This window comes from Streptomyces sp. DH10 (genome assembly GCF_029813805.1).
Lineage (GTDB): Bacteria > Actinomycetota > Actinomycetes > Streptomycetales > Streptomycetaceae > Streptomyces > Streptomyces coeruleofuscus.
Genome location: NZ_JARVKU010000011.1, coordinates 82,521 through 98,083 on the forward strand (window position 1 = coordinate 82,521; position 15,563 = coordinate 98,083).

Below are 15,563 nucleotides of genomic sequence, written 5' to 3' on the forward strand. Positions count from 1 at the left end.
TCCCGTTTCCCGAAAGGCCCGTATGACCACGCGTGGTGACGACGACCCGGCGACCGGACACGCCCGCGTGCTGCTGCGTACGGCCACCCGGTACAGCGGGGCCCGCTGCGCGGCGCTGTGTCTGTTCAGCACCGCCGCGACCGGTGCCGGGCTGCTGCTGCCGGCCGCGCTGGGCCGGGCCCTCGACCTGCTGCTGGCGCAGGCCCCGGCAACCCGCTGGGTGCTGTACTGCGCCGCTCTCGTACTGCTGCTCGCCCTGCTGGACGCGGCCCAGACCGTGCTGACCGGAACCGTCGACGCCCGCAGCACCGCGTGGCTGCGCCGCCGGCTGACCGGGCACGTCCTGGGCGTCGGCCCGCGGGCCGCCGACCGCTTCGGCTCGGGTGACCTCGTCGCGCGCCTGGTCGGCAACGCCGCCGAGGCGGGGACCACTCCGGCGGCCCGTGCGGCACTGCTCGCCGCCCTCGCCGGCCCTCTCGGGGGTGTGGTCGCGCTCGGCCTGATCGACTGGCGGCTCGCGGCCGTCTTCCTCGCCGGGGCGCCCGTGCTGACGTTCCTGCTGCGTGCCGTGGCCCGTGACACCACGCAGAGCGCGACTCGTTACCAGGCGGCCCAGGGCCGGATCGCCGCCGCGCTGGCCGAGGCCGTCGAGGGCTTCCGCACCGTCCGGGCGGCGGGTGCCGAGGGCCGGGAGACGGCCCGCGTGCTGCGGCCGCTGCCCGGCCTGTCCGAGGCCGGGCACCGCATGTGGCGGGTGCAGGGGCGCGCCGCCGCACAGGCGGTCGCCGTGGCACCGCTGCTCCAGCTCGGGGTCGTCGCCGTGGCCGGTGTGCTGCTCACCCGGGACCTGTTGTCCGTGGGCGAGGTGCTCGCGGCCTCGCGGTACGCGGTGCTCGCGACGGGCGTCGGCGTCCTGGTCGGCCGGCTCGCGGGCCTGGCCCGGGCCCGGGCGGCGGCACGGCGCCTCGGCGAGGTCCGGGCCGAGCCCGCCACCGCGTTCGGCGCACGGCGGCTGCCCGACGGGCCCGGACGGCTGGAGCTGCGGGGCGTGACGGCCCGGCGCGGTGGACGCACCGTGCTCGACGGAGTGGACCTCGTCGTACCGGGCGGCACCACCCTGGCCGTGGTGGGCCGGTCGGGCGCGGGCAAGTCGCTGCTGGCCGCGCTCGCCGGGCGGCTGGCCGACCCGGACGCGGGCGAGGTGCTCCTCGACGGTGTGCCGTTGCGCGAGCTGCCGCACGACGATCTGCGGCGCGCCGTCGGCTACGCCTTCGCCCGCCCGGCCCTCCTCGGCGGCACGGTCGAGCGGGCGATCGGCCTCGGCCTGGCATCGCCCTGCCCCGACCGCGTCCGTGCGGCGGCCCGCACCGCCCTCGCGGACGACTTCGTCCGCCGCCTGCCCGACGGATACGGCACGGCCGTCGCCGACGCCCCGCGCTCCGGCGGCGAGTCCCAACGGCTGGGCCTGGCCCGGGCGTTCGCACACGGCGGCCGGCTGCTGATCCTCGACGACGCCCTCTCCAGCCTGGACACGGTGACGGAACGCCACATCACCGACGCCCTCCTCGGCGACGGCCCGGCCGGCACCCGGCTCCTGGTCGCCCACCGCGGTGCCACTGCCGCGTGCGCCGACGCCGTGGCCTGGCTGGACCAGGGGCGGGTGCGTGCGGTGGGGCGGCACGAGGAGCTGTGGCGGCTCGCGGAGTACCGGGCGGTGTTCGGGGAGGGGACGGACTCCGCGTACGCCGGGGCCGGGAGCGGGGCAGAGGCATGACGGGCATGACGGACAGCCCCGTGCGGGGCGGACTGCCTTCGCGGGGCCTGCGGTTCCTGCTGGCCCGGTGGCGGGTCCTGCTGCGGCTCACCGCATGGTCGGTCCTGGAGACCGGGCAGACCTTCCTCATCGGGTACGGGCCCGCCCGCGCCCTGGACGACGGGTTCCTGCGAGGGCGGCCGGACGTCGGACTGGCCTGGCTGGCGGTGGCCGGGCTCGGTGTCCTGGCCGGGGCGTACGGGACCGCACGGGTGTACGCGGCCGTCGCCGCGCTGGTCGAGCCGTTCCGGGACCGGCTCGTGGAGCGGGTGGTCGCGCGCGGAGTGCGGACCGGGGATCCGGGCTCCCTGTCCGGGCTCACCCAGCAGGTGGAGATCGCGCGGGACACCTTCGCCGGGCTGGTCATGGTCTCCCGTTCCTTCGTGTTCACCGCCGCCGGTGCCCTGGCCGGGCTGTTCGCGCTCGCCCCGCCGCTCCTGCTGGTCGTCGGGCCGCCCCTGGCCGCGGGGGTGGCGCTGTTCGCGGCGACCCTGCGGCCGCTCGCCCGGCGGCAGGAGGCGTTCCTCGTCGCCGACGAGGCCCTCGCGGGACACCTGGGCACCGTCTGCCCGGGTCTGCGGGACATCACCGCGACCGGCGCCGAGGCGCACATCGCCGCCGCCACCGGTGAACGGGTCAAGGCGGAATTCCGGGCGGCACGCTCCCTGGCCCACTGGGGCGTACTGCGTGTGGCGTCCCTGGCGCTCGGCGGTCAGCTGCCGATCGTGCTGCTGCTCGCCACCGCCCCGTGGCTCCTGGCCCACGGCGTCACCACGGGCGCCCTGGTCGGCGCCCTCGCCTACGTCACCCAGTCCCTGCTGCCCGCCCTGCGCAACCTGATCCACGGCCTGGGCACCAGTGGCTCCCGCCTGACGGTGGTGCTGCGCAGGCTCGCCCCGGCGGGTTCCGCCGAGACCGACGGCACGGGCGGCGACGGAACGCGGTCGCGGACGGGCAGGCGGCCCGGGGATACGACGAACGGGAGTGCGCCCACCGCCGACGGCCGGACCGCCCCCGCCGGTCATTCGCTGCCCGCCCCCTCTCCCCCAGCCCTGTCCCTCTCCTCCGTCACCTTCGCCTACGGCCCCGCCAGCGCCCCCGTCGTCGACGGGCTCGACCTCACCCTGCCGACCGGCTCGCACCTGGCCGTCGTCGGCCCCAGCGGTGCCGGCAAGTCCACCCTCACCGCCCTCGTGGCCGGGCTTCTCACGCCGGACCGGGGCACCATCGCGGTGGCCGGACACCCCGTGCCCGGTCCGGAGGCGGCCGCCGCGCGGGTGCTCATCCCGCAGGAGGCGTACGTCTTCGGCGGCACGCTGGCCGAGAATCTCGCGTACCTGCGTCCGGACCCGGTGCCCGAGGAGGAACTGCTCGCCGCGGCCGAGGCGGTCGGCCTCGCCCCGCTGGCCGACCGGCTCGGCGGCCTGTGCGCCCGGGTCGATCCCGCCGCCCTGTCGGCCGGCGAACGGCAACTGGTCGCGCTGACCCGGGCCTACCTGTCGTACGCCCCGCTCGCCCTGCTCGACGAGGCGACCTGCCATCTGGACGCCGAGGCGGAGGAGCGCGCCGAGCGGGCCTTCGCCGCGCGGCCGGGCGGGACCCTCGTGGTCGTCGCCCACCGCATCAGCTCGGCCCGCCGCGCCGGCCGGGTGCTGGTCATGGACGGCCGGAGCACGGCCTGCGGCGGCCACGAGGAGCTGATGCGGTCCTCGGCGCTGTACCGGGACCTCGTCGGGAGCTGGGCGCCCGCACCGCCCCGGCGGCGGTCAGAGCCAGCCCTGTCCCTGCGAGATGCGGATCGCGTCGATGCGGTTGCGGGCCCCGGTCTTGCGGGTGATGGACGCCATGTAGTTGCGCACGGTCCCGTGGGACAGGTGCAGGCTCCCGGCGATCTCCGCGATGGAGGCCCCCTCGGCCGCGAGGGATAACACGCTCAGCTCTCTTCGGGTCAGCGGCATCTCGGCCGCCTTGAGGAAACCGAACCCCAGGGAGTCGTTGACGAAACGTTCCCCCTGGGCGACCCGGCGGATTCCGCGCAGCAGGTTCTGCGGCGAACCCTCCTTGTCGACGTAGCCGAGCGCCCCCGCCTCGGCCGCCCGCTTCAGCAGTCCGGGCCTGTTCGCGGTGGCGAGCACGAGCAAGCGCGGGCGCGTCCGGTCCGGGCCCGGCCGGCACAGCTCGCCCAGCGGCGGGATGCCGTAGGAGTCCGCGCACTCCAGGTCTGCCGCACAGACATCCGGCCGCACGGACGGCAGCAGTCCGGGCGCGCCTCGCCACGACGTGTCGTGCACCACGAGATCGGACTCCCCCCGCAGCCACTCCGCCAGCACCGATCGCACCAGACACTCGTCGTGCACCAGCAGCACCCGGATCACTGCCACCCCCTCGGCTCGCCGTACGCCACCTCTTCGTGTTGAGCGCGTGCCCCATTGTTCGCGACCGTGACCCTGCGTGGGCGCGGAGAACCGGCCATCAGGGTGCGTGGGGGCGCACGCGCGGCGCCCGTACACCCCGCCGCGCTTCGACTTCGGCGGCATGGGACGCGGCGGTCGGGGTACGCGGGCGCCCTCAACGGTGCCCGTGGGTCTGTGACCGACGGTAACCATGTCCGTCCCCGTGCCGCTCGTCGTGCGCGACGGGCCGCCAGGGAGGAGATTTGTTCGTGGGCCCGGTCGCGCGGCCGTGCGAGGAGGTGGTCGGCGTGTCCGACGGACAGTCGTCCGCGCAGGCGCCGGCGGCCGCCAGGACGCCGGTCGGCCGACCCCTGCTGTCCTTGGCGCTGGCCTCGATGATGGACGAGGTGCACGCCCACTCCGGCGCGGTGTACCTGCTGGCGCAGGACCAGCCGGTGCTGGAGATGGCGGTGATGGCGGGGCTGCCCCGGGCGTTCGCGGCGCCCTGGGAGCGGGTGGGGCTGAGCGCGCCGATCCCGGTCGCCGACGCGGCGCGCGAGCGCAGGCTGGTATGGGTCGGCGGCGAGGAGGAGATGGCCCGCCGCTATCCGCGGATCGCCGTGGTGCTGCCCTATCCGTTCGCCCTGGCGGCGGTGCCGGTGGCCACCGAGTCCACCGTGTACGGCGCGGTGTTCGTGACCTGGCCGGGCGGGCATCCGCAGGAGCTGTCCGACCGGGAGAGCGAGGGCCTGACCGCAGCCTGCGGCCGGCTGGCGGTCCGGCTGGAGCGGGCCGCCGAGCACAGCATCCCGCCGCACCCCGAGACCGATCTGGTCGCCTCGCCCATGGTCGGCGGTATGGCCGGCACGCTCGGCACGGTCGAGGCGGCCCGGATGGTGAGCCGGCTGCCCTACGGGCTGGTCTCGCTGGATCTGCACGGGCGGATCGGCTTCGTCAACGCGGCGGCGGCCGAGCTGCTGAACGTCCCGGTCAGCCGGCTGCTCGGCACGCAGCTGTGGGCGTCGGTGCCGTGGCTCAACGACCCGGTGTACGAGGACCGTTACCGGGCCGCGCTGATGAGCCAGCACACCGCCTCGTTCGTGGCGCTGCGCCCGCCCGGCGAGTGGCTGTCGTTCCGGCTGTACCCGAGCACGACGGGCCTCAGCGTCCGGATCACCAGGTCCCGGGCCGTGACGGAGATGAACCGGGCCGCCCCGCCGGCCGACGGGACGCCGACCCGGCTGGTCACCATGTCGCAGGTGCTGGACCTGGCCAGCGCGCTCACCGAGGCGGTGGGGGTGCAGGACGTGGTGCAGCTGGTCGCGGACGAGATCGCCCCGGCCGTGGGCAGCCAGGCACTCGTCGTGCTGGGCTCGCGGGCGAACCGGCTGCGGGTGCTCGGGCACCGCGGGTACCGGAACGCGGCCGTGGTGGAACGGTTCGACGGGATGCCGCTGACCGAGCCGACCCCGGGCACACAGGTGCTGCGCACGGGCGTGCCCGCCTTCTTCGAGTCGCAGGAACAGCTGGAGCGCCTCTACCCGGCGCGGGTCGCCACGCCCGACGGCTTCGCGGCCTGGGCGTATCTGCCACTGATCGCCCAGGGTCGGCCGGTGGGGACGTGCGTGCTCTCCTACGCCGAGCCGCACCACTTCCCGACGGAGGAGCGGGCGGTGATGACCAGCCTGGCCGGGCTGATCGCCCAGGCGCTGGAGCGGGCGCTGCTCTACGACGCCAAGCACCGGCTCGCGCACGGCCTCCAGGAGGCGCTGCTGCCGCACTCCCTGCCGTCGCTGCCCGGCATCGAGGCGGCGGCCCGCTATGTGCCGGCCACGCAGGGCATGGACATCGGCGGCGACTTCTACGACCTGGTGCGCACCCAGGGGATGGCGGCGGCAGTGATCGGGGACGTGCAGGGCCACAACGTCACGGCGGCCGGGCTGATGGGGCAGGTCCGCACCGCGGTGCGCGCGTACACGGCCGTGGGCCAGGCGCCCGAGGAGGTCATGCGCAGCACCAACCGGCTGCTGCTCGACCTGGGGTCCGACCTGTTCGCCAGTTGCCTGTACCTGCGCCTGGACCCGGCGCACGGCCGGGCCGTGATGTCCCGGGCGGGTCATCCGCCGCCGCTGCTGAGACGTCCGGACGGGCGGGTGCGTGTCCTCGACCTGGCGGGCGGCCCGCTGCTGGGCATCGACGCCTCCGCGGTGTACCCGACGACGGAGGTCGCCCTCGCCCCCGGCTCCCTGCTCGTCCTCTACACCGACGGGCTGGTCGAGTCCCCCGGAACGGACTTCGAGGAGGCCCTCGCGAGCCTGGGACGCCGCCTGGCCGACGCCGGGGACCAGCCGCTGGACGAGCTGGCCGACAGCCTCGTCCGCCAGGAACCCCTCCGCACGGACGGGGAGGAACGGCTCGACGACATCGCCCTGTTGCTGCTCAGGGCCGTCGGGTAGGACCCGGACACTCTCCTGCGGAGTCCGCCGCGCGTGCGGACGGGCCGGCCCTCCCGCCGGAGGGCCGGCCCGGTCCACCACCGGCCGGAACCGCACGAGCGCGGCTCAGGCCGGGGCGGCTTCGAACGCCGGTGGGCGCCGCCGACCAGGACCCGCCAAGCGCGCCCCAGCCCGCTCGGCGGCCGGAAACGCCGCCGGGCGCCACCGGCCCGGCACCGCAGCCCAGCCCGGTCGACGGCCGTGAACGCGGGTGGGCACCACCGGCCCGGCACCACGCCGCAGCCCGGTCGACGACCGCGAACACCGCCGGGCGCCACCGGCCCGGCACCGCAGCTCAGTCCGCTCGGTGGCCGCGAACGCCGACGGGCGCCACCGGCCCGGCACCACGCCTCAACCCGGTCGACGACCGCAAACGCCGCCGGGCGCCACCGGCCCGGCACCGCGCCTCAGCCCGGTCGACGGCCGCGAACACCGGTGGGCCGGCCCGGTCCCGCCAGGAAGGGGGCGGAACCGGGCCGGCTGCGTCGGACCGGCTGCCGACGTTCTCGGGTCAGCGGGACTCGGTCAGACCGGAGTTGTCCTCGACCCCTTGGCCCGCGTCCTGACCGGCACCGGCTCCGGCGCCCGCGTCCTCGCCTCCGGCCTGCTCACCGGCACCGGCACCAGCGCCGGCACCCGCCTCTTCACCGGCACCGGCGTCTTCGCCCGCACCCGCACCGGCCTCACCGCCGGCTCCGGCCTCTTCACCGGCGCCCGCTTCCTCACCGGCACCGGCACCGGCACCGGCGTCCTCACCAGCACCGGCTTCCTCGCCCGCACCGGCCTCGTCACCCGCGCCGCCGGCCGCGCCGCCCGCGCCGAGGGTCGCGCCGACCGCCTCCAGGGCGGTGGTCACCGGCTGGAAGAACGTCTCGCCGCCGACCGTGCAGTCGCCGCTGCCGCCCGAGGTCAGGCCGATCGCGAGACCGTCCTGGGTGAACAGCGAGCCGCCGCTGTCGCCGGGCTCGGCACAGACGTTGGTCTGGATGAGGCCGGTGACGGTGCCCTCGGGGTAGTTCACCGTGGCGTCGAGGCCCAGGACCTGGCCGTCGGCGAGCCCGGTGGTGCTGCCCATCCGGAAGACCTCCTGGCCGACGGTCGCCTCCGCGGCCTCGGTGATCTGGACGGTCTGGTCACCGGTGTTGACCTCGCTGGGCGCCTCGGTCGCCGGGTCGTCGTACTTCACGAGTGCGAAGTCACCGTCGCCGGGGAAGGTCGACTGGTCGACCGTGGCGATCGGCTGGCCGCCCTGCGTGTCCGACCACTCGTTGCCGCCGAGGGTGCAGTGACCGGCCGTCAGGAACGCCGGGGAACCGTCGCCCGCGGTGACGTTGAAGCCGAGGGAGCAGCGCGAGCCGCCCGCGAAGATGGCGTCACCGCCCGAGACGAACGGCTTGAAGGTGCCCGCGGACTTCTTGAGGGTCGCCATGCCGGAGCCGAGGCTCTGCACGGTGGACTCCAGTCTGTCCCACTTGGCACCGGTGACGGTGCTGTCGGCCGTCACCAGGAGCTTGTTGGTGCGCGGGTCGATCGCCCACGAGGTGCCCGCGATGGTCGCGTCCGACTTCAGGGTCTGCGCCCCGCTCTTCAGCTCCGACCAGCTGTTGTCGACCTCGCGGACCTTCGCGCCCGCGGCCTTCGCCTGCACGACCACGTTGTTGTTGTCGCCCGGTACGACGTTGACGACGAGCTGCTGGCTGTCGCTGTCGTAGTAGGAGCCGCCGAACGCCTCACCGAGGAGCCCGGAGAGCTGCGAGGCGAGATCCGAGGCGTCGCCCGCCTTCAGGGTCTTCGGCGCGGCCGCCGCGTCGTCGGACGAACCGTCCTGCGACGCGTTGGCGTTGGGGAGCAGGATCGCGGCCGCGCCGAGCGCCACCACGCTGCCCGCCGCTATCGCGGCCTTGCGCTTCGGAATTCGCTTGTGACTCAAACTTCTCTCCTCCTGGGGAACGGAGTAGGTGCCGCCGTCCGGCAGCTCTTGGGGGGCGCCTGGATGGCTGTTGGTACGCACGTGCCGTCCGGGGCGTTCAATTCCGTTTGCAAGTGATCCATTCGCATCGCGGAATCAGCCAACTCCCGCCACCCGGACACCGACCGCACGGTCTGCGACCGCCCTGGTCACAGCGGCACGCCGGGGAGGAGGAAACGCGTCGATCCGCTTCTCGCCCATGGCCGGATGACGGCGTTTCAGATGCGGCGCTCGTGACGGCATACCGAACGAACACGGTCCGTGTCCGACCGTAAACGATCTGTTGAGATCGCTGAGCGGAATCTCACCTTCAGCGAATCTGCACATCGAATGCTCAACCCGGTCACCGAGTCGAGGGTTATCCGCGCGCCGACCGCGTCGGTCATGCCTTTGGGGCGGGAGTGCCGGATTCGCCGTTCCACGGTGCAAGGGGCCGGATGGGCCGATGCCGTGCCGCATGTGAAGAAGTCGCCACGAAGGCGTGCCCACACCTGCACGCTTCGGTGCCTCCGGGGCGCAAGTTGCCTGGTGGGACGGGTGGTTGATTGGAAGCCCGCGCCCGCAGCGTGCTTTGATCCATCGCACCGCGGGGGCCGCTCAGGACACTCGGAAACGGGAGTCCGGCACCCGCGGTCGCGGCCGTCATCTGTCCCCAGAGGGGGCCGCTCCCCCCTTGTGAGATATCCATACGGAAGGAAGTTCCATCATGAACTCCACCCCCCAGGTTGAGACCGTCGAGATCGCCGACGCCGAGCTCGACGCCGTCTCCGGCGGCCTGTCCGTGAACGCCGTGAACACCGTCACCGACACGGTCGACGGCATCGCCCCGGTTTCCGGCCTGGTCAACACGGCCGTCGGCACCGTCGAGGGCGCCACCGGCCTGAACACGGCCCCGGTCACCAACCTGGTCGCCGGTCTCTGATCGAGCCCCAGTGCCGTTGACTCCCGGAGCCGCAGCCGGCGGTTCCGGGATCTTCGGGTGCCGTAACCACGTCCGCTACGGCTGTAAGTACCTCTTCTACGGGTGAGGGAAGTTCCTTGCAGTTCCGCCAACAGGCCCTCGCCAAGCTCCAGTCGCCGGAAGAACTCGACCTTCCGGTGCGTTTCGCCCGCCCGCAGGGCTGGCTCGTGCTCTCGGTGACGGTGGTCGCGATGGCGGCCGCCTCGGCATGGGCGGTGACCGGCTCGGTGACCTCCACCGTCAGCGCACCCGCCATCCTCACGCACGGGCAGGGCAGTTATCTCCTCCAGAGCCCGGTGGCGGGCCAGGTCACCTCGGTGCTCGCGAAGCAGGGCGAGCGGTTGCCGGCCAACTCCCCCGTGCTCAAGGTCCGTACGTCCAAGGGCGAAACCGTCGTCCGCACGCTCGACGCGGGCCGTGTCTCCGCGCTCGCCGCGACCGTCGGGCAGATCATCCAGACGGGCGCGAACGTCGCCGCCGTCGAGAAGGTCGCCCGCACCACGGACGCCTTGTACGCGACGGTCTACGTCCCCGCCGAGAACGCCGCCTCGGTCCCCGACGACGCCGCCGTCGACCTGACCGTGCAGTCGGTGCCGACCCAGGAGTACGGCGTGCTGCGCGGCCATGTGAAGTCGGTGGACCGCTCGGCCCAGTCTCCGCAAGCGATCGCCGCGTTCCTCGGGGACAGCCAGCTGGGCGAGCAGTTCACGAAGAAGGGCAGGCCGGTGGCCGTGACGGTCCGGCTGGACAAGTCGTCCGCCACGAAAAGCGGTTACAAGTGGTCCTCCTCGGACGGGCCGCCGTTCAAGCTGAACTCCATGACACTGGCCTCGGGGTCGATCCGGCTGGCCGACCAGCGTCCCGTCGACTGGCTGCTGCCGTGACCGCGACCGCACCGGACACCCGGGGCCGGCGCCGCGCCGCCCCGCCAAAGCGCAAGGTGCCCAAGGCCGCGGCGAAGACCGTCCGCACGCCCACCGTGCTCCAGATGGAGGCCGTGGAGTGCGGCGCCGCCTCCCTCGCGATGGTGCTCGGCCACTACGGCAAGCACGTCCCGCTGGAGGAGCTGCGCATCGCCTGCGGCGTCTCCCGCGACGGCTCACGCGCCAGCAACCTCCTCAAGGCGGCCCGCAGTTACGGCCTGACGGCCAAGGGCATGCAGATGGACCTGGCCGCCCTCGCCGAGGTGAAGTCGCCGGCCATCCTGTTCTGGGAGTTCAACCACTACGTCGTCTACGACGGCATGGGCCGCCGCTTCGGCCGCCGTGGGGTCTACATCAACGACCCGGGCAAGGGCCGCCGGTTTGTCCCCATGGAGGACTTCGACGGCAGCTTCACCGGTGTCGTGCTGGTCATGGAGCCCGGCGAGGACTTCAGTCGGGGCGGCCGCAAGCCCGGCATCCTGGGCGCGATGCCCGCGCGGCTGCGCGGCACCGCGGGCACGATGCCCGCAGCCGTCCTGGCGAGCCTGCTGCTGGTGGCGGTCGGCGCGGCGGTGCCCGCGCTCAGCCGCACCTATATCGACGAGTTCCTGATCGGGAACCAGACCTCGCTGCTGCCGACGCTGTTCACGGCGATGGCGGCGTGCGTCCTGTTCACCGTCGTCCTCACCTGGCTCCAGCAGGCCAACCTGCTGCACGGCCGGATCATCTCCTCGACCCTCTCCAGCGCCCGCTTCCTGCGCCATCTGCTGCGGCTGCCGGTCACGTTCTTCTCCCAGCGCAGCCCGGCGGACCTGGTACAGCGGCTCCAGTCCAACGACGCGGTCGCCGAGACGCTGTCCCGCGACCTCGCGGCGGCGGGCGTGGACGCGGTCGTCGTCGTCCTGTACGCGGTGCTGCTGTACACCTACGACCCGCAGCTGACGTTCGTCGGCATCGGCGTGGCGCTGCTGAACGTCGTGGCCATGCGGGTCGTCATCCGGCTACGGGCCACGCGCACGGCGAAGCTGCGCGCCGACACGGCCCGGCTGACCAACACCGCCTACACCGGCCTCCAGCTGATCGAGACGATGAAGGCGACCGGCGGCGAGGACGGCTACTTCCGCAAGTGGGCCGGGCAGCACGCCACCACCCTGGAGGAACAGCAGCGGCTCGGTGTGCCGAGTGCCTGGCTGGGTGTGGTCGCGCCGACGCTGGCCACCCTCAACAGCGCGCTGATCCTGTGGATCGGCGGCATGCGGGCGGTCGAGGGTCACATCTCGGTCGGTCTGCTGGTCGCCTTCCAGGCCCTGGTCACCCGGTTCACGGCCCCGCTGACCCGGCTCAACGGCGTCGCGGGCCGTATCCAGGACTTCGCGGCCGACGTGGCACGGCTGAAGGACGTGGAGAACTTCAAGGCCGATCCGCTCTACGGCCGCCCCGAGTCCGGCGAGTCGACGCGCCGCCTCCAGGGCCATGTCGAGCTGGAGAACATCACCTTCGGCTACAGCCCGCTCGACAAGCCCCTGCTCACCGGCTTCGACCTGACGGTCGGTCCCGGGCAGCAGGTCGCGCTGGTCGGCGGGTCCGGCAGCGGCAAGTCCACGGTGTCGAGGCTGATCTCCGGCCTGTACGCGCCGTGGGAGGGCGTGATCCGCATCGACGGACAGCGCATCGAGGACATCCCACGGGGGGCGCTGGCCGCCTCCGTCTCCTTCGTCGACCAGGACGTGTTCCTCTTCGAGGGCACGGTCCGCGACAACGTGGCGCTGTGGGACCCGTCGATCCCGGACGAGGCGGTGGAGGACGCGCTGCGGGACGCCGCCCTGCACGACGTGATCACGCGGCGTCCGGGCGGCATCCACAGCAAGGTCGAGCAGGACGGGCGCAACTTCTCCGGCGGGCAGCGCCAGCGCCTGGAGATCGCGCGGGCGCTGGTGCGCCGGCCGAGCATCCTGGTCCTCGACGAGGTGACGAGCGCGCTGGACGCGGAGACCGAGCTGGTCGTCATGGACAACCTGCGCAGGCGCGGCTGTGCCTGTGTGGTGATCGCGCACCGGCTCAGCACGGTCCGCGACAGCGACGAGATCGTCGTCCTCCAGCACGGCACGATCGTGGAGCGGGGACGGCACGAGGACCTGGTGGCGCGCGGCGGAGCGTACGCGGCCCTGGTCAGGGAGCGGTGAGATGACGGCCGTTCAGGGACACGAGGGTGACCTCGTCCTCGACGCGTTCGGGCAGATGGGCTCGCGCATCGACTGCACCGGGTTCAACCGCCTCGACCTGGAGGGCCCGCAGGTGCTGTGGCTGGTCGCGTCGGGTGCCGTCGACCTGTTCGCGGTGGACGCCGGCCAGCAGGGCCACTGGCACCACCTGGGCCGCCTGGAGGCGGGCTCGCTGGTGCTCGGACCCGTGGCGGGGCCCCAGCACACCCTGGTGGCCCGCCCGCTGCGGGACTGCGTGGTGCACCGCATCGGCCTGCGCGAGCTGTACCAGCCCGCCAACACCGCGACCTGGTCGTACGACGAGTACGGCAACCCGCAGTACGTGCCGCCGACGACTAGCCCGCTGGAGTACGCCCTCGCCCTGGGGGTTGGCCGCAGCCTGTCCATCCTCTTCCAGGCGCCGATGGCGACCGAGCGGGCCGCCGCGCCCACGGACGACGACGTGTTCTGGATGCAGGTGCCGCCGGGCAGCGTCCAGTACGGCTCGCTGTACGGCGCGGAGGCCGCGGCCGACCTGCTGATGGACCCGGCGCTGTGGCAGACCATGGTCGACCAGCAGTACCGGCTGCTGACCACGCTGGACCGCTGGATCGAGCAGCTGGAGCGCACGCACGAGTCGCGGACGGCCGAGGGCATCAAGGCCGGTGAGGCGGTACGCGCCCAGGCCGACCGGACGCTGCTCGCCTCCATCGGCAAGCGGTCGTCGAAGCGGACCACCGCGGCCGACGCCGACGCCACGTACGCGGCGTGCAAGCTCGTCGCGCAGGCGGCCGGGATCAGCCTCACCGAGCCCACCCAGAAGGGCACCGGCGGCGACCGCCTCGACCCGGTCGAGCAGGTCGCCCTGGCCTCCCGGGTCCGTACCCGGTCGGTGCGCCTGGACGGCCGCTGGTGGCGGGACGACGTCGGGCCGCTGGTCGGTCACCGGGCCCTGTCCGGCGCGCCGGTGGCGCTGCTGTGGCGGCGCGGCGGATATGTCGCCGTCCATCCGTCGACGGGGCGTGAGACGCCGATCGAGAAGGCCAACGCCGACGAGTTCGAGCCGCGCGCGGTGATGTTCTACCGCCCGCTGCCCGAGCGGCGGCTCAGCCCGCTCAGGCTGCTGCGGTTCTGCATGCGGGGCACACGCCGGGACCTGACGGGGCTGCTGCTCAGCGGACTGGTGACGGTGGCGATCGGCGCGCTGGTGCCCATCGCCACCGGCAAGGTGCTCGGCGAGTTCGTGCCGAAGGCGCAGACGGACCTGATCGTGCAGGTGTGCCTGGCGGTGATGCTCAGCAGCGTGGTGGCGGCGGCCTTCATGCTGTTGCAGAACCTGACCATCCTGCGGCTGGAGGGCCGCATCGAGGCCACGCTCCAGCCTGCCGTGTGGGACCGGCTGCTCAGGCTGCCGACGAGGTTCTTCACCGAGCGCTCCACCGGCGAACTGGCCAGCGCGGCCATGGGCATCAGCTCGATCCGCAGACTGCTGGCGGGAGTCGGTCCGACGGTCACCCAGTCGGTGACGGTCGGGGCGATGAACCTGGGGCTGCTGCTGTGGTTCAGCGTGCCGATGGCGATGGCCGCGGTCGGCATGCTCGTCGTCATCGCGGCCGTGTTCCTGGGACTCGGGCTGTGGCAGGTGCGGTGGCAGCGGCGGCTGGTCGTGCTCTCCAACAAGCTGAACAACCAGGCCTTCCAGACGTTGCGCGGTCTGCCGAAGCTGCGGGTGGCCGCCGCCGAGAACTACGCGTACGCCGCGTGGGCGTCCCAGTTCGCGCGCAGTCGTGAGCTCCAGCAGAAGGTCGGCCGCATCAAGAACCTCACGTCGGTGCTGGGCGCGGTGTACCTGCCGCTGTGCACGCTGCTGATGTTCATGCTGCTGGCAGGTCCGGCCCGGGGCTCGATGTCGGCGGCCGCGTTCCTCACCTTCAACACCTCGGTGACGATGGTGCTGACCTCGGTGACCCAGCTGACGAACGCGTTCGTCTCGGCCGTGGCCGCGCTGCCGCTGTTCGAAGAGATCAAGCCGGTTCTGGACGCGACACCCGAGGTGCGCACGGCGAGCACCCGCCCGGGTCCGCTGACCGGGGCGATCGAGGCGCGGCGGCTGTCCTTCCGCTACTCGGACGACGGTCCGCTGGTCCTGGACGACGTGTCGTTCGAGGTGCGGCCGGGCGAGTTCGTCGCGGTCGTCGGCCCGAGCGGCTGCGGCAAGTCGACGCTGCTGCGCCTGCTGATCGGCTTCGACCGCCCGGTGTCGGGCAGTGTCCTCTACGACGGTCAGGACCTGGCCGCGCTCGACCAGTCGGCGGTGCGCCGCCAGTGCGGTGTGGTGCTCCAGCACGCGCAGCCGTTCACCGGCTCGATCCTGGACGTCATCTGCGGCACCGAGCCGTACACGCCGGAGGAGGCGATGGCGGCGGCCGAGATGGCCGGGCTCGCCGAGGACATCAAGCGGATGCCGATGGGCCTGCACACCATCGTCTCGGGCAGCGGCGCCGTCTCCGGCGGCCAGCGCCAGCGGCTGATGATCGCCCAGGCGCTGATCCGCCGGCCGCGGATCCTCTTCTTCGACGAGGCGACCAGCGCCCTCGACAACGAGACCCAGCGCACGGTCATCGAGAGCACCAAGGCCCTCAACGCCACCCGGATCGTCATCGCCCACCGGCTGTCGACCGTGCTGGACGCCGACCGGGTCGTGGTGATGGAGGACGGCAAGGTCGTCCAGCAGGGCCCGCCCGCACAGCTGCTCGCCGACACCAGCGGCCGGCTGCACGAGCTGGTGCGGCGCCAGATGGCGTGACG

General features: G+C 73.3%; 8 protein-coding genes and 1 pseudogene. 7 read left to right on the plus strand and 2 right to left on the minus strand.

Annotated elements, in window-relative coordinates:
• Positions 1–22: 22 nt before the first annotated feature.
• Positions 23–1,774 (plus strand): ABC transporter ATP-binding protein, encoded by a 1,752-nt coding sequence (locus tag QC385_RS22970; protein WP_279543216.1) that lies wholly within the window; start codon positions 23–25, stop codon positions 1,772–1,774.
• Positions 1,771–3,741, plus strand: a complete 1,971-nt coding sequence (locus QC385_RS44090; RefSeq protein WP_443032968.1) for an ATP-binding cassette domain-containing protein — start codon at positions 1,771–1,773, stop codon at positions 3,739–3,741. The genes QC385_RS22970 and QC385_RS44090 overlap by 4 nt, the downstream gene beginning before the upstream one ends.
• On the opposite strand, the pseudogene QC385_RS22980 reads toward QC385_RS44090, so the two are convergent.
• A pseudogene (locus QC385_RS22980) lies at positions 3,664–4,419 on the minus strand (LuxR C-terminal-related transcriptional regulator); the annotation flags it as partial. The gene QC385_RS44090 and the pseudogene QC385_RS22980 sit on opposite strands and share 78 nt — an antisense overlap.
• A gap of 86 nt (positions 4,420–4,505) precedes the next feature.
• On the opposite strand from QC385_RS22980, the gene QC385_RS22985 reads away from it, so the two are divergent.
• Positions 4,506–6,662, plus strand: a complete 2,157-nt coding sequence (locus QC385_RS22985; protein ID WP_279543423.1) for a SpoIIE family protein phosphatase — start codon at positions 4,506–4,508, stop codon at positions 6,660–6,662.
• 550 nt (positions 6,663–7,212) lie between these two features.
• On the opposite strand, the gene QC385_RS22990 is transcribed toward QC385_RS22985, so the two are convergent.
• Entirely contained in the window at positions 7,213–8,631 is a 1,419-nt protein-coding gene (locus QC385_RS22990; protein WP_279543217.1) for a S1 family peptidase, read from the minus strand.
• 745 nt (positions 8,632–9,376) lie between these two features.
• Here QC385_RS22990 and QC385_RS22995 point away from each other — a divergent pair.
• The 4 genes from QC385_RS22995 to QC385_RS23010 all read left to right on the plus strand — a co-directional run bounded on the left by QC385_RS22995 (position 9,377) and on the right by QC385_RS23010 (position 15,561).
• Positions 9,377–9,592: a type A2 lantipeptide gene (locus QC385_RS22995; protein WP_086851420.1), complete on the plus strand. Its 216-nt coding sequence runs from the start codon at positions 9,377–9,379 to the stop codon at positions 9,590–9,592.
• A 116-nt stretch (positions 9,593–9,708) separates the two neighbouring features.
• Positions 9,709–10,515 (plus strand): HlyD family efflux transporter periplasmic adaptor subunit, encoded by an 807-nt coding sequence (locus QC385_RS23000; protein WP_279543218.1) that lies wholly within the window; start codon positions 9,709–9,711, stop codon positions 10,513–10,515.
• Positions 10,512–12,737, plus strand: a complete 2,226-nt coding sequence (locus QC385_RS23005) for an NHLP family bacteriocin export ABC transporter peptidase/permease/ATPase subunit (RefSeq protein WP_279543219.1) — start codon at positions 10,512–10,514, stop codon at positions 12,735–12,737. Before QC385_RS23000 ends, QC385_RS23005 begins: the two co-directional genes overlap by 4 nt.
• 1 nt (position 12,738) lies before the next feature.
• The gene (locus tag QC385_RS23010) at positions 12,739–15,561 is read left to right on the plus strand and encodes an NHLP bacteriocin export ABC transporter permease/ATPase subunit (RefSeq protein WP_279543220.1); all 2,823 of its coding nucleotides are present in this window, start codon (positions 12,739–12,741) and stop codon (positions 15,559–15,561) included.
• The last annotated feature ends 2 nt before the right edge of the window (positions 15,562–15,563 follow it).